The 22,492-nt window shown below is 71.5% G+C and carries 21 protein-coding genes and 2 tRNA genes; 13 read left to right on the top strand and 10 right to left on the bottom strand.

What is annotated here, in order from left to right; translation table 11 throughout:
* From ACZ3X1_RS12945 to ACZ3X1_RS12935, 3 genes are read left to right on the top strand one after another with little or no spacing between them, the layout of a single operon-like run.
* The gene (locus tag ACZ3X1_RS12945; protein WP_467279297.1) at positions 1–1,683 is read left to right on the top strand and encodes a TerD family protein; all 1,683 of its coding nucleotides are present in this window, start codon (positions 1–3) and stop codon (positions 1,681–1,683) included.
* A gap of 20 nt (positions 1,684–1,703) precedes the next feature.
* Positions 1,704–2,384 (top strand): AIM24 family protein, encoded by a 681-nt coding sequence (locus ACZ3X1_RS12940; protein WP_030829249.1) that lies wholly within the window; start codon positions 1,704–1,706, stop codon positions 2,382–2,384.
* 17 nt (positions 2,385–2,401) lie between these two features.
* Positions 2,402–3,157: an AIM24 family protein gene (locus ACZ3X1_RS12935; protein ID WP_356813633.1), complete on the top strand. Its 756-nt coding sequence runs from the start codon at positions 2,402–2,404 to the stop codon at positions 3,155–3,157.
* A 99-nt stretch (positions 3,158–3,256) separates the two neighbouring features.
* Here the strand turns inward: ACZ3X1_RS12935 and ACZ3X1_RS12930 are convergent, their stop codons facing one another.
* Positions 3,257–3,793, bottom strand: coding sequence for an NUDIX hydrolase (locus ACZ3X1_RS12930; protein ID WP_467279294.1), 537 nt, complete (start codon positions 3,791–3,793; stop codon positions 3,257–3,259).
* On the bottom strand, positions 3,790–5,208 hold the full coding sequence (locus tag ACZ3X1_RS12925; protein WP_356813631.1) for a zinc-dependent metalloprotease: 1,419 nt from the start codon (positions 5,206–5,208) through the stop codon (positions 3,790–3,792). Before ACZ3X1_RS12925 ends, ACZ3X1_RS12930 begins: the two co-directional genes overlap by 4 nt.
* A 193-nt stretch (positions 5,209–5,401) precedes the next feature.
* Here ACZ3X1_RS12925 and ACZ3X1_RS12920 point away from each other — a divergent pair, with 193 nt between their 5' ends.
* The 4 genes from ACZ3X1_RS12920 to ACZ3X1_RS12905 all read left to right on the top strand — a co-directional run bounded on the left by ACZ3X1_RS12920 (position 5,402) and on the right by ACZ3X1_RS12905 (position 8,679).
* The gene (locus ACZ3X1_RS12920; protein ID WP_362626258.1) at positions 5,402–6,580 is read left to right on the top strand and encodes an SDR family oxidoreductase; all 1,179 of its coding nucleotides are present in this window, start codon (positions 5,402–5,404) and stop codon (positions 6,578–6,580) included.
* 101 nt (positions 6,581–6,681) lie between these two features.
* A complete protein-coding gene (locus ACZ3X1_RS12915; protein WP_030829262.1) occupies positions 6,682–7,143 on the top strand; it encodes a molybdenum cofactor biosynthesis protein MoaE in 462 nt (153 codons plus the stop codon).
* Positions 7,144–7,286: 143 nt separating this feature from the next.
* Positions 7,287–7,502, top strand: a complete 216-nt coding sequence (locus ACZ3X1_RS12910) for a hypothetical protein (RefSeq protein ID WP_356813629.1) — start codon at positions 7,287–7,289, stop codon at positions 7,500–7,502.
* An 85-nt stretch (positions 7,503–7,587) separates the two neighbouring features.
* Entirely contained in the window at positions 7,588–8,679 is a 1,092-nt protein-coding gene (locus ACZ3X1_RS12905) for a YlbL family protein (RefSeq protein ID WP_467279281.1), read from the top strand.
* Between the two features lie 22 nt (positions 8,680–8,701).
* On the opposite strand, the gene ACZ3X1_RS12900 is transcribed toward ACZ3X1_RS12905, so the two are convergent.
* Positions 8,702–9,271: a PPA1309 family protein gene (locus ACZ3X1_RS12900; protein ID WP_356813627.1), complete on the bottom strand. Its 570-nt coding sequence runs from the start codon at positions 9,269–9,271 to the stop codon at positions 8,702–8,704.
* A gap of 131 nt (positions 9,272–9,402) precedes the next feature.
* Here ACZ3X1_RS12900 and ACZ3X1_RS12895 point away from each other — a divergent pair, with 131 nt between their 5' ends.
* The 4 genes from ACZ3X1_RS12895 (at position 9,403) to ACZ3X1_RS12880 (ending at position 14,639) form a co-directional block, all read left to right on the top strand.
* Complete coding sequence (locus tag ACZ3X1_RS12895) at positions 9,403–12,279, top strand: UPF0182 family membrane protein (RefSeq protein WP_356813655.1); 2,877 nt, start codon at positions 9,403–9,405, stop codon at positions 12,277–12,279.
* Positions 12,280–12,330: 51 nt separating this feature from the next.
* A tRNA-Met gene (locus ACZ3X1_RS12890) sits at positions 12,331–12,404 on the top strand.
* 192 nt (positions 12,405–12,596) lie between these two features.
* Positions 12,597–14,453 carry a tetratricopeptide repeat protein gene (locus ACZ3X1_RS12885; protein ID WP_362626251.1) on the top strand — a complete coding sequence of 619 codons (1,857 nt, stop codon included), beginning with the start codon at positions 12,597–12,599 and terminating at the stop codon, positions 14,451–14,453.
* 112 nt (positions 14,454–14,565) lie between these two features.
* A tRNA-Met gene (locus ACZ3X1_RS12880) sits at positions 14,566–14,639 on the top strand.
* Positions 14,640–14,761: 122 nt separating this feature from the next.
* Here ACZ3X1_RS12880 and ACZ3X1_RS12875 read toward each other — a convergent pair.
* The gene (locus tag ACZ3X1_RS12875) at positions 14,762–15,178 is read right to left on the bottom strand and encodes a Fur family transcriptional regulator (protein ID WP_356813625.1); all 417 of its coding nucleotides are present in this window, start codon (positions 15,176–15,178) and stop codon (positions 14,762–14,764) included.
* A gap of 130 nt (positions 15,179–15,308) precedes the next feature.
* On the opposite strand from ACZ3X1_RS12875, the gene ACZ3X1_RS12870 reads away from it, so the two are divergent.
* Positions 15,309–16,778, top strand: a complete 1,470-nt coding sequence (locus ACZ3X1_RS12870; protein WP_467279272.1) for a catalase — start codon at positions 15,309–15,311, stop codon at positions 16,776–16,778.
* Between the two features lie 69 nt (positions 16,779–16,847).
* On the opposite strand, the gene ACZ3X1_RS12865 is transcribed toward ACZ3X1_RS12870, so the two are convergent.
* The gene (locus ACZ3X1_RS12865; RefSeq protein WP_356813653.1) at positions 16,848–17,240 is read right to left on the bottom strand and encodes a CBS domain-containing protein; all 393 of its coding nucleotides are present in this window, start codon (positions 17,238–17,240) and stop codon (positions 16,848–16,850) included.
* Positions 17,241–17,412: 172 nt separating this feature from the next.
* Positions 17,413–18,216 carry a histidinol-phosphatase gene (gene hisN, locus ACZ3X1_RS12860; RefSeq protein WP_356813623.1) on the bottom strand — a complete coding sequence of 268 codons (804 nt, stop codon included), beginning with the start codon at positions 18,214–18,216 and terminating at the stop codon, positions 17,413–17,415.
* A 141-nt stretch (positions 18,217–18,357) separates the two neighbouring features.
* Here hisN and ACZ3X1_RS12855 point away from each other — a divergent pair, with 141 nt between their 5' ends.
* Positions 18,358–18,900 (top strand): TetR/AcrR family transcriptional regulator, encoded by a 543-nt coding sequence (locus ACZ3X1_RS12855; protein WP_362626239.1) that lies wholly within the window; start codon positions 18,358–18,360, stop codon positions 18,898–18,900.
* Here the strand turns inward: ACZ3X1_RS12855 and ACZ3X1_RS12850 are convergent.
* From ACZ3X1_RS12850 to ACZ3X1_RS12835, 4 genes are all read right to left on the bottom strand, one after another.
* On the bottom strand, positions 18,866–19,189 hold the full coding sequence (locus ACZ3X1_RS12850; RefSeq protein WP_356815873.1) for a DMT family transporter: 324 nt from the start codon (positions 19,187–19,189) through the stop codon (positions 18,866–18,868). The genes ACZ3X1_RS12855 and ACZ3X1_RS12850 overlap by 35 nt on opposite strands.
* 101 nt (positions 19,190–19,290) lie before the next feature.
* On the bottom strand, positions 19,291–20,301 hold the full coding sequence (rsgA, locus tag ACZ3X1_RS12845) for a ribosome small subunit-dependent GTPase A (RefSeq protein WP_356815874.1): 1,011 nt from the start codon (positions 20,299–20,301) through the stop codon (positions 19,291–19,293).
* A gap of 8 nt (positions 20,302–20,309) precedes the next feature.
* Positions 20,310–21,668, bottom strand: a complete 1,359-nt coding sequence (gene aroA / locus ACZ3X1_RS12840) for a 3-phosphoshikimate 1-carboxyvinyltransferase (protein WP_356815876.1) — start codon at positions 21,666–21,668, stop codon at positions 20,310–20,312.
* 64 nt (positions 21,669–21,732) lie between these two features.
* Positions 21,733–22,446: a M50 family metallopeptidase gene (locus ACZ3X1_RS12835; protein WP_356815877.1), complete on the bottom strand. Its 714-nt coding sequence runs from the start codon at positions 22,444–22,446 to the stop codon at positions 21,733–21,735.
* Positions 22,447–22,492: the final 46 nt, after the last annotated feature.

Here is a 22,492-nt window from a genome sequence, read left to right as displayed (position 1 = left end):
ATGGCAAGGGAATTCCAACGCGGCCACAAGGCCAAGGTCAGTGATCTCACGGCGGGCACCGATCTGTACGTAGGCGTCCAGATCGCCGGCCCCGGGCTCACCTTCGACATCAGCTGTTTCGGCCTCGACGCCAATGAACAGCTTTCGGACGACCGCTACTTCGTCTTCTTCAACCAGCCGAAGTCGCCGGAAGAGTCCATTCAGCTGCTCGGTGCGCAGGCCGGTGACACGGAATCCTTCCGGGTGACCCTGGACCGCGTTCCGGCGTCCATCCACAAGCTGTCCTTCACCGCCACCATCGACGGTGCCGGACAGATGTCGCAGATCGGGCCGGGCCACATCCGGATCGTGGCCGGCGGCGAAGAGGTCGTCCGGTACGCCTTCACCGGCGCGGAGTTCAGCACCGAACGGGCCGTCATGCTCGGCGACTTCTACCTGAAGGACGTGTGGCGCTTCGCCGCCGTCGGCCAGGGCTTCGACGGCGGACTCGACGCCCTCCTGAAGAACTTCGGCGGCGAGGTCGCCGAGGAGGAGCAGCCGCAGCAGCAGGCCCCGGCGGCCGGCGCCCCCGGCTTCGCCCCGCCCCCGCAGGCGGCCGCCCCGGCTCCGGCCCCGTCCTTCGGGGCCCCCGCTCCGGCCCCGCAGGCCCCGGCTCCTGCCCCGTCCTTCGGCGCGCCCGCCCCGGCGGCCCCCGCCCCGTCCTTCGGCGCGCCCGCCCCGGCCCCCGCGCCCGCGGCTCACCAGCCGCCGCAGTACCAGCAGCCCGCGGCCCCGGCCCCGGTGCACGCCGCGCCGACGATGGCCGCGCCCCTCGCCCCGCAGGCGCCCGCGCCCTACGGCCAGCCGCCGCAGCAGCCCTCCTACGGCCAGGTCCCCGGGCAGTACCCGGGCCAGGTGCCGCCGCCCGCCCCGGCCCCCGGCGGCCAAGGGCAGCAGCCCTCCTACGGCCAGGTCCCGGGCCAGATGCCGGGCCAGATGCCCGGCCAGCAGCCGGGCTACGCCCCGCAGGCCGCCGCCCCCGCGGCCGGCCTCGCCGCGGCCCTCCAGCCGTACAAGGAGGCCCCGACCGGCTCCCGCTGGACCCCGCAGAACCAGCAGCTCATGCGCGTCGACCTGTCGATGGGCGGCCAGGCCGTCCTCGCCCGCCAGGGCAGCATGGTCCTGTACCAGGGCAAGGTCGACTTCAGCTACAAGGGCGCCGGCTTCGCCGGCCGCATCGTCGGCAACGCCACCGGCCAGGAAATGCAGCTCATGCGCTGCACCGGCCGCGGCCAGGTCTTCCTCGCGGAGAACGGCGCGCACCTGCACGCCATCGAGCTCCAGGGCGACGCCATCTGCGTCTCCGCGGAGAACGTCCTCGCCTTCGACGAGTCCCTCCAGCACGAGGTCCGCCGGATCGAGGGCCACGGCATCCCCGGTGGCGCCCTGTTCACCATGCAGTTCCAGGGCACCGGCATGGTGATCGTCAAGACCCACGGCGTCCCGGTGGTGCTGCCCGTCACCCCGACCACCTTCGCGGACAGCAACGCCATCGTGGCGTGGTCGGCCGCTTCCCAGGTGATCCTCTCCAGCCAGGTCCGGCTGCGGCGCAACGCCTACCCCGGCCACAGCGGGGAGACCGTGAACCTCCAGTTCCGCGGCGCCCCCGGCAACTTCATCGTCGTCCAGCCGTACGAGGTCTGAGGGAGCCCGACATGAACGCAATGAACCAGCAGCTCGCGGGCTTCGCCCCGACCCCCGTCACGGCCCGCATGGAGAACCACGGGCGGTCCATGCTCAAGGTCGCCATGCAGAGCGGCCAGGACCTCTTCGCCCGCACCGGCTCGATGGTCGCCTACGAGGGCTTCGTGCAGTACGAGCCCAACCCGCCGGCCGTCCGCCAGATGGCCTCGCAGTGGGTCACGGGCGAGGGCGCACCCCTGATGAAGTGCACCGGTGACGGCCTCCTGTACCTCGCCGACTACGGCGCCGACGTCGTCGTCATCAACCTCAACAACGACTCGCTGTCGGTCAACGGCACCAACCTGCTCGCCTTCGACGCGCACCTCCAGTGGGGCGTCGAGCGGGTCAAGGGCCTGGCGAAGTTCGCCGGCCAGGGCCTGTTCAACGTCGAGGTCGCGGGCACCGGCTGGGTCGCCCTGACCTCGCGCGGCACCCCGATCGTGGTCGACTGCGGCCGCGGCGAGGACGAGACGTACGTCGACCCCGACGCGCTCGTCGCCTGGTCGCCGAACCTGAAGGTCAAGGGCAAGCGCAGCTTCAAGGCCTCGTCGATGCTCGGCCGGGGCAGCGGAGAGGCCTACCAGATGGCCTTCTCAGGCCAGGGCATCGTCGTCGTACAGCCCAGCGAGGACAGCACCGACCGGCTCCGGGCCCGGGGCTGAGGGGGAGCGGACACATCATGCAGAGCGCACTTTTCGCACACGCCGAGGCGCAGTCCCAGGACCGGTACACCGTCCAGAACCCGCAGCTGCTGCGGGTCTCGCTGACCGGCTCCGACGACGTACTCGCCCGCAAGGGCGCGATGGTCGCCTACCAGGGGCTCATCGACTTCGACGGCGAGTACCAGAGCAGCAGCCAGCGGGGCGCCCGCCGCCGTACCGGCGAGGGCCTGGACCTCATGCGCTGCTCCGGGCAGGGCACGGTCTACCTCGCCAACCTGGCCCAGTACGTCCACGTCGTGGACGTGGAGCAGGAGGGCCTCACGGTCGACAGCAGCTACGTCCTGGCCCTGGACTCCACCCTGCACACCGAGGTCATCGCGGTGGACAGCCAGTACGGAATCTCCGGGTCCGGCAAGTACCAGCTCAACATCTCCGGCCGCGGCAAGGTCGCCCTGATGACCTCCGGGCAGCCGCTGATGATGCACGTCACGCCCGACAAGTACGTCAACGTCGATGCGGACGCCATCGTCGCCTGGTCCACCTCGCTGCGGGTGCAGATGCAGGCCCAGACGCACTCCAGCGGCGTCTGGCGGCGCCGCGGCAACACCGGCGAGGGCTGGGAGCTGAGCTTCCTCGGCACCGGCATCGCGCTGGTACAGCCCAGTGAGGCGCTGCCGCCGCAGAACGCCCAGATCGGACAGGGCGTCGCCGCGCAGTTCGGCGTGGGCCAGCACGGTGCCCACGCCCAGAACCAGAACAACGCCTGGAACTGATCCGGGACGGCGGAAGGGGCGGCCCGCGAGGGACCGCCCCTTCGTTGTGCTCCGGGGCAGCCCGCACGCTCCGGGCAGCCCTTGAATCAGCCCGCTGGCTCAGCCCTCGGCGGCGAGGCGCGCCAGGGTCGCCTCCAGCAGCAGGACGACCGAGGTGTCGGCCACCGAGGCCACCTCCTGGTACGGGAACCAGCGCAGGTCGAGGGACTCGTCGCTGATCTCCGCCACGGCCCCGGCCGGGGCCAGCGCCGCGTACTGCACGTCCAGGTGCCAGTTGCAGGGCGCCGGGATCGGATGCCGGTCCAGGCGCACCGGGCCGCCGGGCACCAGGGCCAGGCCCCGCTCGATGCCCGACTCCTCGCGGCCCTCGCGCAGCGCCACCTCCGCCAGCGTCGCGTCACCGTCCTCGCAGTGCCCGCCCATCTGCAGCCACATGCCCAGCTTCTTGTGCAGGGTCAGCAGTACGCGCTCGCGCACCGGGTCGATCACGAGCGCGCTGGCCGTGAGGTGGCCCGCCCCGCAGGGCTTGTAGACCCCGTCGGGGTGGGCGTTCAGGTGCTCCAGGTACAGATCGCGCAGCTCGGTCTGGTCCTCGTAGCCCTTCAGGACCAGGACCGCGTCTTCGTGCAGGCTCACTTCGTCTCTTCGCCTTCGTCGTCGCCCTGCTGCCCACGCTTTTCGGCGGCCTCGCCGAGCATCTTGTCGATCTCGGAGAAGTCCAGCTGCTCGCGGTGCACGAAGCCGTCCGGGTCGTCCAGGTCGGTGGCCGTCGGCAGCATGTCCGGGTGCTCCCACAGCCCGTCGCGCCCGTCCACACCGCGCGCGTCGGTGAGCGAGGCCCACAGGCGGGAGGCGTCCCGCAGCCTGCGCGGGCGCAGCTCCAGGCCGATCAGCGTCGCGAAGGTCTGCTCCGCCGGGCCGCCCGAGGCGCGCCGCCGGCGCATGGTCTCCCGCATGGCGTCCGCCGAGGTCAGCCGCGGCTTGGCGGCCTCGTGCACCACCGCGTCGACCCAGCCCTCGACCAGCGCGAGCGCCGTCTCCAGACGGGCCAGGGCCGCCTTCTGCTCGGGGGTGTCCTCCGGCTGGAACATGCCGCCCTGGAGTGCCTCCTGGAGCTGCTCCGGGTTGGACGGGTCGAGCTGCCCGACCACGTCCTCCAGCTTGGAGGTGTCGACCTTGATGCCGCGGGCGTAGCCCTCGACGGCTCCGAACAGGTGCGAGCGCAGCCAGGGGACGTGCGCGAACAGCCGGGCGTGCGCCGCCTCGCGCAGCGCCAGGTACAGCCGCACCTCGTCCGAGGGCACGCCCAGGTCCTTGCCGAAGCCCGCGATGTTCAGCGGGAGCAGCGCGGCCTTGCCCGCCGGGCCCAGGGGCAGCCCGATGTCGGTCGAGCCGACGACCTCGCCCGCGAGCGTGCCCACGGCCTGGCCGATCTGCTGGCCGAACATCGCCCCGCCCATGGAGCGCATCATGCCCAGCAGCGGGCCCGCCATGGCCTGCATCTCCTCGGGCAGCACGCCGCCCATGGCCGCGCCGACGCGCTCGGCGACCGGGTCCACGAGCTCCTTCCACACCGGAAGGGTGGCCTCCACCCACTCGGCGCGGCTCCACGCCACGGCCGTGGTGGCACCCGAGGGCAGCGAGGTCACGCCGTCCAGCCAGTGGTCGGCCAGGCGCACGGCCTCCTCGACGGCCGACTTCTCGGCGATGCCGACACTCGTGTCCTTCACGCCGTCCGCCGTGCCCTGAGCGACGGTCTGGCGGGCGATGTTCTTGGCCATGTCCCAGTTCACGGGACCGCCCTCGTAGCTGAGCATCTGGCCGAGCTGCTGGAAGGCCGCACCGAGGTCGTTCGGGTTCATCGAACCGAACATCGCGGCGAACGGATTGTCCGCGCCGCCGGGGCCACCGGCGCCCGGCAGCCCCATGCCGGGGAACCCGAAGGGATTCGCGGGGCCGCCCTGACCGCCCTGGTCGCCCTTCTTCTTGCCTTCGTCGCCGTTGTCCGGCTCCTCCGGCGGAAGGCCGAATCCGAATGGGGTGTCGCTCACGGGTTTCCTCGGCTCGTAGGGCCGCCGGCGGGGGCCGGCGGGCAACGGTCAGACAACACCACCCAGCGTAGACACCGCGGCCCGCATCCGGGCTCGGTGCTCCGCCGGCTCCTGGGCTGCGGCAGGATGGACATCACCTGGTCGGTACGCGTCACGGCGCGTCCCTACTGAAGACAACCGCTGGAGACGCCCGGTGAGTTCCCCAGATCCGCACGTTTCGGATAAGCGCAGCCGCGCGACGCAGGACGAAGACCGCCCCGAGCACGGTGACGGCGCCCCCGGCGTTCGCCAGCCGCGAAACCCCGAAGGCCCCCGTCGGCACAGCCCGGTGATCGCCGTGACCGGCGCCGCCACGGGCGTCGGCGCGGCCCTCGTGAGCCGCCTGGCCGCCTCCGACGAGGTCAAGCAGGTCGTCGCCATCGACGAGCGGCGCGGGGACTGCGCGGCCGCGCAGTGGCACGTCCTCGACGTACGGGACCCCGCGATCGCCGAGAAGCTGCGCGGGGCGGACGTCGTGGTCCACCTCGCCCTCGACCTCGACCTGGAGACGGACCCCGCCGCCCGTACGGCGTACAACGTGCGCGGGACCCAGACCGTCCTCACGGCGGCCGCCGCGGCCGGTGTGCACCGGGTCGTACTCTGCACCTCCGCGATGGTCTACGGGGCCCTGCCCGACAACGACATCCCGCTCTCGGAGGACTCCGAGCTGCGGGCCACCGCCGAGGCGACCGGCGTCGGCGACCTGCTGGAGATCGAGCGGCTCGGCCGCCGGGCCCCCCGCGCACACCCCGGCCTCAACGTCACCGTGGTCCGCCCCGCGGTCCTGGTCGGCGGCACCGACACCGCCCTGACCCGGTACTTCGAGTCCCCGCGCCTGCTCGTGGTCGCGGGCTCCCGCCCCACCTGGCAGTTCTGCCACGTGGAAGACCTGGTCAGCGCCCTGGAGTACGCGGCCCTGGAGAAGGTCGAGGGCGAGCTGGCCGTGGGCTGCGAGGGATGGCTGGAACAGGAGGAGGTCGAGGAGCTGAGCGGCATCCGCCGCATGGAGCTGCCCTCGGCGGTGGCGCTGGGCGCCGCGGCCCGCCTGCACCGCATCGGGCTGACCCCGTCCCCGGCCGGAGACCTCGCGTACACGATGCACCCCTGGGTGGTGAGCGTCAGCGGGCTGCACGCGGCGGGCTGGCGTCCGCGCTGGACCAACGAGGAGGTCCTCGCCGAGCTCCTCCAGGAGGTCGCGGGCCGCCACACGGTCGCCGGACGCCGGCTCGGCCGCAGGGACGCCGCCACGGCCGCCGGTGCGGCGGGCGCGACGGTCGCCCTGCTGGGCGCCGCCGCGGCGGTCCGCCTGGCCCGCAAGCGGCGCGGGATCTGATCCCGGGCCGCCGGGCCCTGTAGGAGGCTCCCAAAGCGGGGACCGCGGGCCGGGCGAATCAGCTATTTCGCCCTGTCAGCGGCTAGGGCACGATGGACGGTATGGCACCGCACTTCGACCACCCCGGCGAGCAGGCCGCCCAGGACCCCGTCCGGCTGCTCGAGATCCGTGACACCCCGCTCTCGATCGACGAGGTCTTCCGGGCCGTCGGCGACGACGCCACGGGCGGCACGACGCTGTTCGTCGGCACGGTGCGCAACCACGACGGCGGGGCGGACGTCGACTCGCTCGGCTACTCCTGCCACCCGACGGCCGAGGCCGAGATGCGCCGGATCGCCGAGCGCGTCGTGGCCAAGTACCCGGTCCGCGCCCTGGCCGCCGTGCACCGCGTGGGCGACCTCGCCGTCGGTGACCTGGCCGTGGTCGTGGCCGTCTCCTGCCCCCACCGCGGGGAGGCCTTCGAGGCCTGCCGGATGCTGATCGACGACCTCAAGCACGAGGTGCCGATCTGGAAGCACCAGACCTTCTCGGACGGCTCGGAGGAGTGGGTCGGGGCCTGCTGACCCCGGCCGCGCAGCGGCGGTGGCCGACGGGTAGCCTCACACCCGTTCGGCCGCGCAACACGCCCTCGATTTGCGTAACCCCCGCACGGGCACGAGCGTTGAAGCCACCAACGAAACGCACTTCGGGGTAGGGAGACACGCCCATGGCATCTCTGGCGTGGTTGCTGATTCCGCTGTTCGCCGCGATCGGTGCGGCGATATGGGGCAGCTGGGCGGCGCGTGACCGCACGCAGGGCGACATATCCGAGCTCGCGGGCTACGCACGGTTCCGTGAAGCCATGGGCAACGGCCAGGGTCACGGCAATGCCGATCGGACGAGGGCCAAGGCCGAGGCGGCCTCCGCCTCCGACGCCGTCTGAGATTCCGCTGAGAGTTTCGCGCACGAAGACCCTACGGACCGGCCCCGAGGGCCGCTCGCCAGTGCCGTCCCGTACTGTCGGATCCATGCCACGCCGCAGCGCGACGATGCTCGCCTCCACCCTGGTGCTGTTCGCGCTGCTCTGCGCAGGAGTGTTCATCAAGGTCCCGTACTCCGAGATGAGCCCGGGCCCGACCGTGAACACGCTCGGGGACTCGCACGGCGAGCCCGTTCTCAACATCTCGGGACGCAAGACGTACCCGACCAGCGGCCACCTCAACATGACGACGGTCCGCGTCACGGGCGCCGACTACGAGATGAACCTGGTGGAGGCCGTCTACGGATGGCTGGCCGGCGACAACATCGTCGTCCCGCACGAGAACCTCTACCCGAACGGCAAGACCGACGCGGAGTCCACCCAGGAGAACGCCGAGGAGTTCAGCCAGTCGCAGCAGAGCGCCAAGGTCGCGGCCCTCAAGCAGGTCGGCATCCCGGTCACCGCCCGCGTGATCGTCGCCACGGTCGTCAAGGACAGCCCCTCCGAGGGCAAGCTGCACGCCGGTGACGTGGTCAAGGCCGTGGACGGCGCTCCGGTCACCGCCCCCGAGGACGTGGCCAAGCTCGTCACCAGGCACAAGCCCGGCGAACCGGTCGAGTTCACCATCGTGCCCGCGGCCGATGCCGCCGCTGCCGCGAAGGCCGGCCGCGAGCCGGCCGGCACCTCCAAGGTCACGATCACCGCGGGCAAGGCGGAGGGCGACGGCCGTGCCATCGTCGGCATCCGGGCCGGCAGCGACCACACCTTCCCGTTCACGATCGACATCAAGCTCGCCGACGTCGGCGGCCCGAGCGCCGGGCTGATGTTCGCCCTCGGCATCGTCGACAAGCTCACCCCGAAGGACCTGACCGGCGGGAAGTTCGTCGCGGGCACCGGCACCATCGACGACGCCGGCAAGGTCGGTCCGATCGGCGGCATCCAGATGAAGACCATCGGCGCCCGCAAGGCCGGCGCCGAGTACTTCCTGACGCCCGCCGACAACTGCGCCTCCGCCGCCTCCAACGTGCCCGACGGGCTGACGCTGGTGAAGGTCTCCACCATCGACGACGCCACGAAGTCGCTGGAGAAGATCAGCAAGGGGGACACGGCCGGGCTGCCGCAGTGCAGCGCCAAGCCCTGACCGGTCCGCCCGCCCCGACCGCCTAGGCGAAGGTCGCCGCCAGTGCCTCGGCCAGGCCGGGCACCAGGCCCCCGCCGGTGAGCACCTCCGTCGAGGAGTCCTTCTCGCGCAGCCGTACGGCGGACTCGCGCGAGCCGTCGCGCAGCACGGCCACCGTGAGGCGGACCTCCTGCCGCTCCGGGTGTCCGGCGACCCACTTCGCCAGCTGCTTGTCGTTCAGGCCCTCGGGTACGGAGGCCTCCGCGGACGGCGGCAGCATCAGGCGCTCGACGGTCAGCGCACAGCCGACGACGGCGTCGGGCCAGGCGATGGTGCCGAGGAACTTGTCGAGCGGGGTCCCGGACGGGACGGTGTCCTGCTCGATCGGGGTGAGGGAGCTCTTGCCGGCGTCGTCCTTGTCGAGGCCGAGCTGCGAAGCCAGGCGCGGCTCCTGCTTCTTGAGCCGGGCGGTGTCGACCAGCGCGAACAGCCGCGCGGGCTTGTCCCAGCCGAGGCCTGCCGCGTACTCGTCGATCTCGAGGCAGGCGCGGGTCAGCGGGCTGGCCGCCATGGGGGTGCCGGGGGAAGGCGAAACGTTGGACATGGACAACATCCTGCCTCCTTTCCGCCGTATACCGGGAACTGACCGGAGCCTCAGTAAGTTGCATGAATGGGCTCTACGATCGGGGGTCCGTTCAATACCAGTACTCAGCGACTTTCGAGGTGCGCACCTTGGCTTTCCAGATGCCGGACCGCGGCGGAGGCCCTTCCGGGCCACGGATGAGAGTCGGCCGCCCCTCCCGGCGAGCACGCACTCTCCTCATGACTTTGGGCGTGCTGGCCGTCCTGGCCATGCTCTTCATCATGTTCGCCGGCTTCTGGACGGACTGGCTCTGGTTCCGCTCCGTGAAGTACTCCACCGTCTTCACCACCACGCTGTGGACCAAGATCGGCCTCTTCGCCGTCTTCGGCCTGCTGATGACGGGTGCGGTCGGGCTGAACATCTGGCTGGCGCACCGGCTGCGGCCGCCACTCAGCGCGATGTCGATGGAGCAGCAGAGCCTCGACCGCTACCGGATGAGCATCGCCCCGTACAAGAAGTGGCTGCTGCTGGGCATCTCGGTGCTCGTCGGCCTGATCGCCGGAGCGTCGGCGGCGGGTCAGTGGAAGACCTGGCTCATGTACGTGAACGGGGTGCCCTTCGGCACGAAGGACCCCCAGTTCCACATGGACGTGTCCTTCTACACCTTCGACCTGCCCTGGTACCGCTTCCTGCTCGGCTTCGGCTTCGCCGCCGTCGTCCTGTCGGTGATCGCCGCGACCGTCGTGCACTACCTCTACGGCGGACTGCGCGTGACCAGCCCGGGCGCCCGGGCCACCGCGGCCGCGACCGGGCACCTCTCGGTGCTGCTGGGCCTCTTCGTGACGCTCAAGGCGGTCGCGTACTGGCTCGACCGGTACGGGCTGGCCGTGAAGTCCAGCGACTTCAAGGCCGCCGACAACTGGACGGGCCTGCGGTACGTCGACGCCAACGCGTACCTGCCGGCGAAGACGATCCTCGTGGCCATCGCCGCGATCTGCGCCGTGCTGTTCTTCGCGACGCTGTGGCGCCGCACCTGGCAGCTGCCGGTGATCGGCTTCGGCCTGATGGTGCTCTCCGCGATCCTGATCGGCGGGCTCTACCCGGCGATCGTGCAGAAGTTCCAGGTCCAGCCGAACGAGCAGGCCAAGGAATCGCCGTACGTCCAGAAGAACATCAAGGCCACGCGCGACGCCTACGGGATCGCCGGCTCCGAGGTCACGGACTACCCGGGGGCCCCGCAGACGGAGGACCGGGGCAAGCTGCGGCCGCAGGCCGACACCACGGCCAGCATCCGCATCCTCGACCCGAACATCGTCTCGCCGGCCTTCCAGCAGCTCCAGCAGGTCAAGGGCTACTACGCCTTCCCCTCCACGCTCGCCGTGGACCGGTACAGCGGCCAGGACACCGTGATCGGGCTGCGCGAGCTGAACATCGGCGGCATCCCGAAGAACAACTGGATCAACGACCACTTCAAGTACACGCACGGCTACGGCGTGGTCGCGGCCAAGGGCACCTCGGTCAAGGACGGCGCCCCCGACTTCACCCAGTCCGACCTCCCGTCCAAGGGGATGTTCGGCACGGACTTCGAGCAGCGCATCTACTACGGCGAGCAGACGAAGCAGTACTCGATCGTCGGCGGTCCGCAGAAGGAGCTCGACTACTCCGACGACAAGGGTGAGAAGGAGACCAGCTACCAGGGCGACTCCGGTGTCAACCTGGGCAACCCGGTCAACCGGGCCGCCTACGCGCTGACCTTCAGCGAGCCGCAGATCCTGTACTCGGGTGCCATCGGCGACGGTTCCCGCATCCTCTACAACCGCACGCCCAAGCAGCGCGTCGAAGCCGTCGCGCCGTGGCTGACGATCGACGGGGCTCCGTACCCGGCCGTGATCGACGGCCGGATCAAGTGGATCGTCGACGCGTACACGACGACCAACGGCTACCCGTACGCCTCGCGCACCACGCTGGGCCAGAGCACCGCGGACTCGCTGACCAACAGCCAGCGCGCGGTGGTCGCCCAGGAGAACCAGGTCAACTACATCCGCAACTCGGTGAAGGCCACCGTCGACGCGTACGACGGCTCGGTCGACCTGTACCAGTGGGACACCGAGGACCCGGTCCTGAAGACCTGGATGAAGGCGTTCCCGGGCACGGTGAAGCCCAAGAGCGCGATCGACAAGCCGCTCATGGACCACCTCCGTTACCCGCAGGACCTCTTCAAGGTCCAGCGCGAGCTGCTGACCCGGTACCACGTCACCGACCCGCAGACCTTCCTCAGCGGCAGTGAGGCCTGGGCCGTCCCGGACGACCCGACGACCAAGGCCGGTACGGCGGTTCCGCCGTACTACCTGTCGATGAAGATGCCGGGCCAGAAGGAGAAGGACCAGGTCTTCTCCCTCACCACGACGTTCACGCCGAACGAGCGGCCGAACCTGAGCGCCTTCATGGCGGTCAACGCCGATCCGGGCACCCCGGACTACGGCAAGATCAGAATCCTGAAGATGCCGACCAGCAAGCCGCCGGACGGCCCCGGCCAGGTGCAGAGCAAGTTCCAGTCCGAACCGAAGATCGCCGAGTCCATCCGCCTGCTGCGCGGTGGTGACTCGGAGATCGAGTACGGCAACCTGCTCGCGGTGCCGCTCGACGGCGGGATGCTCTACGTCGAGCCGGTGTACGTCCGCAGCTCCGGCCTGAAGTACCCGCTGCTGCGCAAGGTGCTGGTGACCTACGGAAACCAGACCGCCTTCGAGGACACCCTGGAGAAGGCGCTGAACGTGGTCTTCGGGGCCGAGGCCCCGACCACGCCGGTGCCGCCGGCCCAGCCGCCGGGCGAGGGCACCGTCACGCCCCCGACCAACCAGGACCCGACGGTCAAGGCGGCCCTCGCCGACGCGCAGCGGGCCGTCGAGGACGCCGAGAAGGCCAGGCAGTCCGGTGACTGGGCGGCCTACGGCAAGGCCCAGGACGAGATCAAGGCCGCGCTGAAGCGGGCGATCGAAGCCGAGGCGAAGGCCACGCCCCCTCCGTCGGGCGGCTGATGATCAATGGTGAAGGCTCCGTCCCGCGTCGTGATACTGTGGTTTCACCGACGCGGGGTGGAGCAGCTCGGTAGCTCGCTGGGCTCATAACCCAGAGGTCGCAGGTTCAAATCCTGTCCCCGCTACTGAAAACGAAGGCCCGGATCCATGGGATCCGGGCCTTCGTCATGTCCGGAGAGGACACGCGGTAGCTGGGGCGGGTGAGTTGGGGTAGGAGCGTGTTTGACTTACCTCACTGTGGGCATGTCGACAAAACGCTGTAGTGACCTCACTGACTGCGACATACCAGGTGTACGCGGGTAGCAGGTGATGCGACGATGGGATTTATGGGGGACAGGTCAACTCTGCTGGAGACAGGGCGGTTTGTGAGGGCGCAGGCCGAAGCGGGCACAGGAGCCAACGAGTCGGCACCCGTTGCCGACACGCAGACCGCACTGACCGATGCGGATTTCGCGCAGGAGATGTTCGCCGAGACCGACGCGGCGAGCGACGCCGAGCTGGAGGCCCGGTACCGGGTGGCCGCCGACAAGGGCGACCCCGGTGCCATGAGCGTGCTCGGCGCGCTGCTGCTGCGCCGCGGAGACCTGGACGGTGCCGAGCCGTACCTGCGCGGGGCCACCGGCGAGGGGGACCGCGCCGCCGCCAACAACCTGGGCGTCCTGCTGCTCCAGCGGGGCTACCCCGAAGAGGCCGCGGGCTGGTGGCGGGTCGCCGCCGTGGCCGGTTCCGCACCCGCCGCGCATGCCCTGGGCCGTCATTTCCGCGAGCGAGGGGACGAGCCGGCCGCCGAGTACTGGCTGCGCCAGGCGGCGGAATCCGGCCATGCGCTGGGCGCGTACGGGCTGGCCGACCTGCTGGAACACCGCGGGGACAAGGGCGTGGAGCGGTGGTTCCGCGCCGCTGCCGAACAGGGCCACCGTGAGGCCGCGTACCGGCTGGCGCGGCACCTGCGCAAGGGCGACCCGGCCGAGGCCGAGCAGTGGTACCGGCAGGCCGCCGCCCGGGGACACCGGCGCGCCGCCCTGCACCTGGGCGCGCTGCTGGAGGCGCGCGGGGAGCTGAAGGAGGCGGGGCGCTGGTACCTGACCTCCGCCAAGCAGGGCGAGGCACGGGCCGCGTGCGCGCTCGGCTTCCTGCTGCGCGACGCCGGGGACGAGGACAGCGCGGCCGCCTGGTGGCACCGGGCCGCGCAGGACGGCGACGGCAACGCCGCGAACGCCCTGGGTGCGCTGCACGCCGCGCGGGGCGAGACCCAGACCGCCGAGCGCTGGTATCGGACCGCCATGGACGCGGGCGATCAAAACGGGGCGTACAACCTTGCTCTGCTGTGCGCCGCACAGGACCGGACCGCCCAGGCCGAGCAGTGGTACCGGCGCGCCGCCTACGCCGGACACCGTGAGGCGGCCAACGCGCTGGCCATCATGCTGCTCCAGGTCGGCGACGCGGCAGGGGCCGAGCCGTGGTTCTCCAAGGCCGCCGAGGCGGGCAGCGTGGACGCCGCGTTCAACCTCGGGATCCTGTTCGCCAGCCGCGACGAGGACCGTACGGCGCTGAAGTGGTACGAGCGGGCCGCCTCGGCCGGGCACACCGACGCGGCGCTCCAGGTCGGCATCGCCCTGGTGCGGGACGGGGAGGAGCGGGCCGCCGAGCGGCACCTGCGGTGTGCGGCGGGCGGCGGCAGCGCTGAGGCGGCGTTCCGCCTGGCCGCGCTGCTGGAGTCGCTGGCTCCGCCGCCGGAGCCGCCGGCGTTGGGCGAGCCGGTGGGCGGCGCCCCGCGCACCGAGAGCGAGGAGTGGTACGAGCGGGCCGCCGAGCTGGGGCACCGCCGGGCCCAGGTGCGCGTCGGCATGCTGGCTGCCGCCCGCGGTGACATGGAGGCGGCCGCCCGCTGGTACCGGGAGGCGGCCGAGGCCGGGTCCCGCAACGGCGCGTTCAACCTGGGGCTGCTGCTGGCCCGCGAGGGGAGCGAGCCGGAGGCCGCTCTGTGGTGGACCCGCGCCGCGGTGGCGGGCCACGGCAGGGCCGCCCTGCGGCTGGGCCTGCTGGCGGCCCGCCACGGGGACCTCGCGGAGGGCCAGAAGTGGTGCGCCCGCGCCATGGAACTGGGCCCGGCGGAGGTCTCGGAGCGTGCGGCCCGGCTGCGCGAGGCGCTGGCGGAGGAACTCTCGGCGTGACCCCGGCCCCGGTCCGGACCGGGGCCCGGACCGGGGCCAGGGCCAGCCCGGTCGGCCTCCGTTAACCGATTTGCATCTGCCGGGGGCGTTCACGTAACGTTGGGTTTACCGACGCGGGGTGGAGCAGCTCGGTAGCTCGCTGGGCTCATAACCCAGAGGTCGCAGGTTCAAATCCTGTCCCCGCTACTGAAGACTCAGGGCCCGGATCCAATGGATCCGGGCCCTGAGTCGTTTCCGCGGGCGAAGCGCCCTGGGAAACGGGTAAGGCCCGGACCCCACAGGGTCCGGGCCTCACCCGTCGTCCGGGCTCAGGCGCCCGAGCAGTTCGGGCACACTCCGCGGTACGTGACCTCGACCGCCGACACGACGAAGCCGAAGCGCTCCGAATCCGGCAGGTCGGCCAGCGGGTTCCCCGCCGGGTGGACGTCCCGGATGGCGCCGCACTGTGCGCAGACCAGGTGCTGGTGGGGCCGGTGGGCGTTCGGGTCGTACCGCTTGGCGCGCCGGTCCGTGGCGACTTCCAGGACCTCGCCGAGGGAGACGAGCTCGCCCAACGTGTTGTAGACGGTCGCGCGCGAGATCTCGGGCAGCTTGGCCACGGCGCGCGCGTGCACCTCGTCGGCCGTCAGGTGCACGTGGTCGCCGTCGAGCACCTCGGCCACGACGCGCCGCTGTGCCGTCATGCGAAAGCCGCGTCCGCGAAGTCGTTCCAGCAGGTCACTCATAGACACCAGCCTAACAGTGAGGGGGATTCGGTGTAACTCCCGAACCGGTGCGGAATTGGATGCTTGCTTGACTTGGACAATGTCCATTGTAGGATCGAGTACGGCAGACACCGAGGACAGGACCGCAGTGATGACGCAGGAGGCGCACGTGACGCAGGGACCGCTCACCACGGAGGCCGGGGCGCCGGTGGCCGACAACCAGAACAGCGAGACGGCCGGCATCGGCGGCCCCGTTCTGGTCCAGGACCAGCTCCTGCTGGAGAAGCTCGCGCACTTCAACCGCGAGCGCATCCCGGAGCGCGTGGTGCACGCCCGCGGCGCCGGCGCGTACGGCACCTTCACGCTGACCCGTGACGTCTCGCAGTGGACGCGCGCCGCGTTCCTGTCCGAGGTCGGCAAGCAGACCGAGACCTTCCTGCGCTTCTCCACCGTCGCGGGCAACCTCGGCAGCGCCGACGCGGTGCGCGACCCCCGCGGCTGGGCGCTGAAGTTCTACACCGAAGAGGGCAACTACGACCTCGTCGGCAACAACACCCCGGTGTTCTTCATCAGGGACGCCATCAAATTCCCCGACTTCATCCACACCCAGAAGCGCGACCCGTACACCGGTTCGCAGGAGGCGGACAACGTCTGGGACTTCTGGGGTCTGTCGCCCGAGTCCACCCACCAGGTGACCTGGCTGTTCGGTGACCGCGGCATCCCGGCGTCCTACCGCCACATGAACGGCTACGGCTCGCACACGTTCCAGTGGAACAACGAGGCCGGCGAGGTCTTCTGGGTCAAGTACCACTTCAAGACCGACCAGGGCATCAAGAACCTGACCCAGGCCGAGGCCAACCGGCTCGCCGGCGAGGACCCCGACAGCCACCAGCGCGACCTGCGCGAGGCCATCGAGCGCGGCGACTTCCCGACCTGGACCGTGCAGGTCCAGATCATGCCGGCGGCCGAGGCGGCGACGTACCGCTTCAACCCGTTCGACCTCACCAAGGTGTGGCCGCACGCGGACTACCCGCCGATCGAGATCGGCAAGCTGGAGCTCAACCGCAACCCGGAGAACGTCTTCGCCGAGGTCGAGCAGAGCATCTTCTCCCCGGCGCACTTCGTCCCCGGCATCGGTCCCTCCCCGGACAAGATGCTCCAGGGGCGTCTCTTCGGCTACGGCGACGCCCACCGCTACCGCGTCGGCATCAACGCCGACCACCTGCCGGTGAACCGTCCGCACGCCACCGAGGCGCGCACCAACTCCCGTGACGGCCACCTGTACGACGGCCGCCACAAGGGCGCGAAGAACTACGAGCCCAACAGCTTCGGCGGCCCGCACGAGACCGGCCGTCCGCTGTGGCAGCCGGTCCCGGTCACCGGTGGCACGGGCAACCACGCCGCCGCCGTGCACAGGGAGGACAACGACTTCGTCCAGGCCGGCAACCTCTACCGCCTCTACTCCGAGGACGAGAAGGCCCGTCTGATCGATAACCTCTCCGGCTTCATCGCCAAGGTCTCCCGCGACGACATCGTCGAGCGCGCCATCGACAACTTCCGCCAGGCGGACGGCGACTTCGGCAAGCGGCTCGACGCCGCGGTCCAGGCCCTTCGCGGCTGACGTGCACCGCTCGCCGTAGCAGGACGCCGGGCCGCAGCCCTCCCCGGAGGGCTGCGGCCCGGCGTCGTCTCACGCCGGCACGGTGCGCCGCGCCGGGGCCCAGCAGCGGATGACGTCGCGCACGGACACGATGCCCACCGGTCCCCCGTGCTCCAAGACGATCAGATGCCGGAAACCGCCGTGCGCCATCGCCTCGGCGGCTTCCTGCACTGTGGCGTCGGGGGTGCAGAAGACGACGTTGTTGGTGGTGTGCGCGCCCACCGACTCCCGGTCGGGATCGTGGCCGGCGCCGATCGAGTTGAGGATGTCGCGCTCGGTCAGGATGCCGATTCCGCTGTTGTCGGGGTCGAGGACGACGGCCGCGCCGACGCGCCGGCCGGACATCAGGCAGGCCGCCTGTCGGAGGGTGTGTGCGGGGCCGAGGGTGAGGATCACGGTGCTCATTGCGTCACGGACGAGCATGAAGAGAGCCACCTCCTGGGGTGAGTCCCCCCGCTTGGGTGAGTGCGCAGCGCGAAGACGTCTCCAGTGAAACGCTTCACAAGGGCACAAGCGGGGGGATCCTCAGATTCCCACGGACCGGAGGGGCCAGCAAGGAGGCGTGCGAAAGGAGCACGCCCGGCGCGCACGCGCGTCAGGCGCGGGGGCGGAGCAGACCCAGCATCTCCTCATGGAGCAGGCCGTTGGACGCCGCCGCGTTCCCGCCGTGCACGCCGTCGACCCCGTCCAGGCTGGTGAAGCGGCCGCCCGCCTCCTGCACCACCACCGCGATGGCCGCCATGTCCCACAGGTTCAGCTCCGGCTCGGCACACAGGTCCAAGGAGCCCTCCGCGACCATCATGTACGGCCAGAAGTCGCCGTAGCCGCGGGTGCGCCAGCACGCCCGCGTCAGGTCCAGGAAGCCGGGCAGCCGGCCCTGCTCCTCCCAGCCGCTCAGCGAGGAGTACGCGAACGAGGCGTCGCCCAGCCCGGCCACCCGCGACACACCGATCGGGGCGGTCTCGCCGAGGGCGCCGCCCGAGTAGGCGCCACCGCCCTGCGATGCCCACCAACGGCGGCCCAGCGCCGGCGCGGACACCACGCCGACCACGGGGCGGAACACGCCGTCCTCGCCCTGCGCCATCAGCGAGATCAGGGTCGCCCAGACGGGGACCCCGCGCACGTAGTTCTTCGTACCGTCGATCGGGTCCACGACCCAGCGGCGGGGGCCGCTGCCCTTGAGCCCGTACTCCTCGCCCAGGATGGCGTCGTCGGGCCGGGCCGCCGTGATGCCGGCCCGGACGACCTCCTCCGCGGCCTTGTCCGCCTCGCTCACCGGGGTCATGTCCGGCTTCGTCTCGACCTTCAGGTCGAGGGCGCGGAACCGCTCCATCGTGGCGACGTCCGCCGCGTCGGCGAGTTCGAGGGCAAGGCGCAGGTCATCGTCATACTCGGGCATGCCCGAACAGTATCGGGGCTCGCGGACCCCGGCCAGCGAGGTCCACAGTGCGGCCGGACGGGCCCCTTGACGGCGCAGGCGCCCTTGACAGGGCCTGGCGCCCCGTCAACTCTGGCCGGAGAGCCGAGCGGGGAGGCGCGGATGCCGGCAGCCCGGGATTCCTTGCTGGACGCGGCGGCAGCGGCGCTCTCGGCGCGCCCCTGGCCCGACGTCCGGATGGTCGACGTGGCCGCCGCGGCCGGGGTGTCGCGGCAGACCCTCTACAACGAGTTCGGCGGCAAGGCGGGCCTGGGCCGCGCCCTGGTGCGGCGCGCGGCCGACCGGTACCTGGAAGGGGTGGACCGGGCCCTGTCCACCCCGGCCCGGGCCCCGGAGCGGCTCGCCGCGGTCGCGGAGTGGACCGTGGGGGCGGCCCGCGCGCACCCCCTCGTACGGGCCCTGCTGACCGGCAGCTGGGGGCCGGGCCTGCCCGCGGCGGGCCGGCGCGAACCGGGGCCCGGCGAGCTCGCCCGTGCCGTGCGCGACCGGGCGGCCGCCGCGCTCACGCCGGGGGAGGGCCCGCAGCGGTGCGAGCTGGCGGTACGGCTCGCCCTCTCCTACGTCATCGCCCCGGGGGAGGAACCGGGACCGGGGGAGCTGATCGGGCTGCTCAGTGCGCCGATCCCGACAGCTGGAGCCCGATGACCCCGAGGATGACCAGCGTGATCGAGACGAGTTTGAGCGTGGAGACCAGGTCGCCGAGGAAGACCATGCCGTAGATCGCCGTACCGGCCGCGCCGATGCCCGTCCAGACCGCGTACGCGGGACCCACGTCCAGCTTCTTCAGGGCCAGGGTCAGCAGGCCGAAGCTGCCGAGCGCGAAGCACGCGAAGGCGACGGTCGGCCACAGCCGGGTGAATCCGTGGGAGAGCTTGAGGCAGACCGCGAAACCCGTCTCCAGGAATCCCGCGACCACGACCAGCAGCCACGCCATGGCGAATGCCTCCCCGCGTCATGCGACATCACGTCACTTGGTGCGATTATGCACTTGTCCAGACGGGTACTCCGACAAACACGGCATACCCGCCGGGTCGGTCAGTCGCCCTCGCGGCGCTCCCGCGTCTGCAGCAGCCGCCGCAGCGAATACAGCCGCGCCGGATCCGCGTGGCCGTCCTCCACCCACTTGTCGAGCGCGCAGTCCTGCTCGTCGTGGCTGCACGCCCGCGGGCAGCCCTCCGTACCCGGCACCAGCTCGGGGAAGGCCAGGATCACCCGGGAGGGGTCCACGTGGTGCAGGCCGAAGGAGCGCACGCCCGGGGTGTCGATGACCCAGCCGTTGCCCGAGGGCAGCGGCAGCGCCAGCGCGGAGGTGGTCGTGTGCCGGCCGCGGCCCGTGACCGCGTTCACGTGCCCGGTGGCGCGCTGGCGGCCCTCGGCGACCAGCGAGTTCACCAGGGTGGTCTTGCCGACGCCGGAGTGGCCGACGAAGGCGGTGATCCGGCCGTTCAGACGTTCGCGGACCCGCTCGGCAGCGTCGCCGGCGGCCAGCTCCTCGCGGTTGGTGACCACGTAGTTCAGACCGAAGGTCGAGTAGATCTCCAGGATCTTGTCCGCGGAGGTCAGGTCGGACTTGGTGAGCACCAGGAGCGGCTCCAGGCCGGCGTCGTACGCCGCCACCAGGCAGCGGTCGATCATTCGGGGCCGCGGCTCCGGATCGGCCAGGGCCGTGACGATCGCCAGCTGGTCGGCGTTGGCGACGACCACCCGTTCGTACGGGTCGTCGTCGTCCGCGGTGCGCCGCAGGACGGACTTGCGCTCCTCGATCCGCACGATCCGGGCCAGGGTGTCCTTCTTGCCGGACAGGTCACCGACGATCCAGACCCGGTCGCCCACGACCGCGGCCTTGCGGCCCAGCTCCCGGGACTTCATCGCGGTGATCGTGCGGCCGTCGACCAGGCAGGTCAGCCGGCCGCGGTCGACGGTCAGGACGAAGCCCTCGGAGGCGTCCTCGTGTTTGGGCCGGATGTTCGTACGCGGCCGGTTGCCCTTGGGGTTGGGGCGCTGGCGGATGTCGTCCTCGTCGGTGTGCTTGCCGTACCTGCGCATGACGGGCCCTACGCTCCCGCACCCGCTCCGGGGCCCGCGTCCCCGGCCAGCATGTCCGTCCACATCTTCGGGAAGTCCGGCAGGGTCTTCGCGGTCGTGGCCACGTTCTCGATCTGCACGCCCTCCACCGCCAGGCCGATCACCGCGCCGGCGGTGGCCATCCGGTGGTCCTCGTACGTGTGGAACACCCCCCCGTGCATCCGGCGCGGCCGGATGCGCAGGCCGTCCTCGGTCTCGGTGACGTCGCCGCCGAGCGCGTTGATCTCCTTGGTCAGCGCGGCCAGCCGGTCCGTCTCGTGCAGCCGCAGGTGGGCGACTCCGCGCAGCACCGACTCGGAGTCGGCCAGGGCGGCCACCGCCGCGATGCCCGGGGTGAGCTCGCCGACCTCGCTCAGGTCCACGTCGATGCCGTGGATCTTGCCGGTGCCGGTGAAGACCAGGCCCGCGTCCGTGAGTTCGCAGGACCCGCCCATCTCCGTGAAGATCCGGCGCAGCGCGTCACCGGGCTGCGTGGTGCGGCGCGGCCAGTCCGGGACGGTGACCGTGCCGCCGGTGATCAGGGCCGCGGCCAGGAACGGCTGGGCGTTGGACAGGTCCGGCTCCACGACCATGTCGCGGCCCAGCAGGGCGCCCGGGGAGACCCGCCACACGTCCTTCTCGCCGCCGGCCTCGGGGGTGTCCACCTGGGCGCCCGCCGCGCGCAGCATCTCCACCGTCATCCGGATGTGGGGCATCGACGGCAGTTTTCCGCCGACGTGCCGTACCTCGACGCCCTGGTTGAAGCGGGGGGCGGAGAGCAGCAGGGCGGAGACGAACTGCGAGGAGTTGCTGGCGTCGATCTCGACCGTGCCGCCCTCCAGCGCCCCGCCGCCCTGGACGGTCATGGGCAGCGCGCCGCGGCCGTCGTCGTCGATGCGGGCGCCGAGCGTGCGCAGAGCGGTGATGACCTGGCCGAGCGGGCGCTCGTAGGAGCGCGGGTCGCCGTCGAAGCGGATGTCTCCGTCGGCGAGGGTGGCGACGGGCGGCAGGAAGCGCATGACCGTGCCGGCGTTGCCGACGTCGACCGTGGTCGGGCCGTGCAGGGCCGCCGGGATGACCCGCCAGGCCTCGCCGCTCGCGGCGGCGCCGGCGGAGCTGGAGGAGACGGTCTCCTCGATGCCCACGCCCATCGCGCGCAGCGCGTCCGACATCAGCTGGGAGTCGCGCGAGCGCAGCGGGCGGCGCACCCAGCCCGGCTCGGAGGCGAGGGCGGCGAGGACGAGGGCGCGGTTGGTGACCGATTTGGACCCCGGCACCGTGACGGTGGCGTGGACGGTCCCATCGGCGAGCGGAGCGGGCCAGAGGGCAGGGGCGGGGGTCTCGGTCATGGCCCCCACTTTAGTGGCTCCGTCCGGGCCCGGATCTTGATCGCCGTCCGGTCTCAGAGGGTGGTCACAGGCCGAGCAGCCAGCGGCCGCCGCCGATCAGCGAGCAGAGCGCGACCACGTGGAAGAAGAGCAGCCACACCACCGGGTGCAAGTGGGTGAGGCGCCCCAGCTGGTCGGCGTCGGAATCGGGCGCCCCGCCGTTCCTGCGCTTGGCACCCAGCTCGAAGACCGGCCGGACCCCGCCGAGCAGCAGGAACCACACGACGAGGTAGGCGAAGCCGGCCTGCACCTCGGCCGGGGTCAGCCACGACACCAGCAGGAAGGTTCCGCCGGTCAGGATCACCGTCAGCGCCCCGTACGCGTTCCGGATCATCACGAGCATGACCACCAGCAGGGCCGTCGCCGCCCACAGGAGCAGCGTGATCCGGTGCGCCGACAGCAGGGCCGCACCGCCGAGCCCGAGCAGCGAGGGCGCGGTGTACCCGCCGGCCGCGGTCAGGATCATCCCCAGGCCCGTCGGCTTGCCCCGGCTGACGGTGACCCCGCTGGTGTCGGAGTGCAGCCGTATCCCGCTCAGCCGCCGCCCGGTGAGCAGCGCCAGCAGGCCGTGCCCGCCCTCGTGCGCGATGGTGATGGCGTTGCGCGACAGCCGCCAGAGCGGGCGGGGCCCCACGGCGGCCAGCGCGACCAGGCCGGTCGCGATCACGAGCCACTGGTCCGGCGAGGTCTGTATGCCCGTGAGCCGGTCCCACAGGCCGGCCGTCGTGCTGCTGTCCATGAGGTGGCGGACTCCTTGCGGTGGTGTGTGGTGGACATGGCAGTGT

It is taken from the genome of Streptomyces sp. NPDC023541 (assembly GCF_055559995.1).
This window is presented reverse-complemented; position numbering and strand designations above follow the sequence as displayed.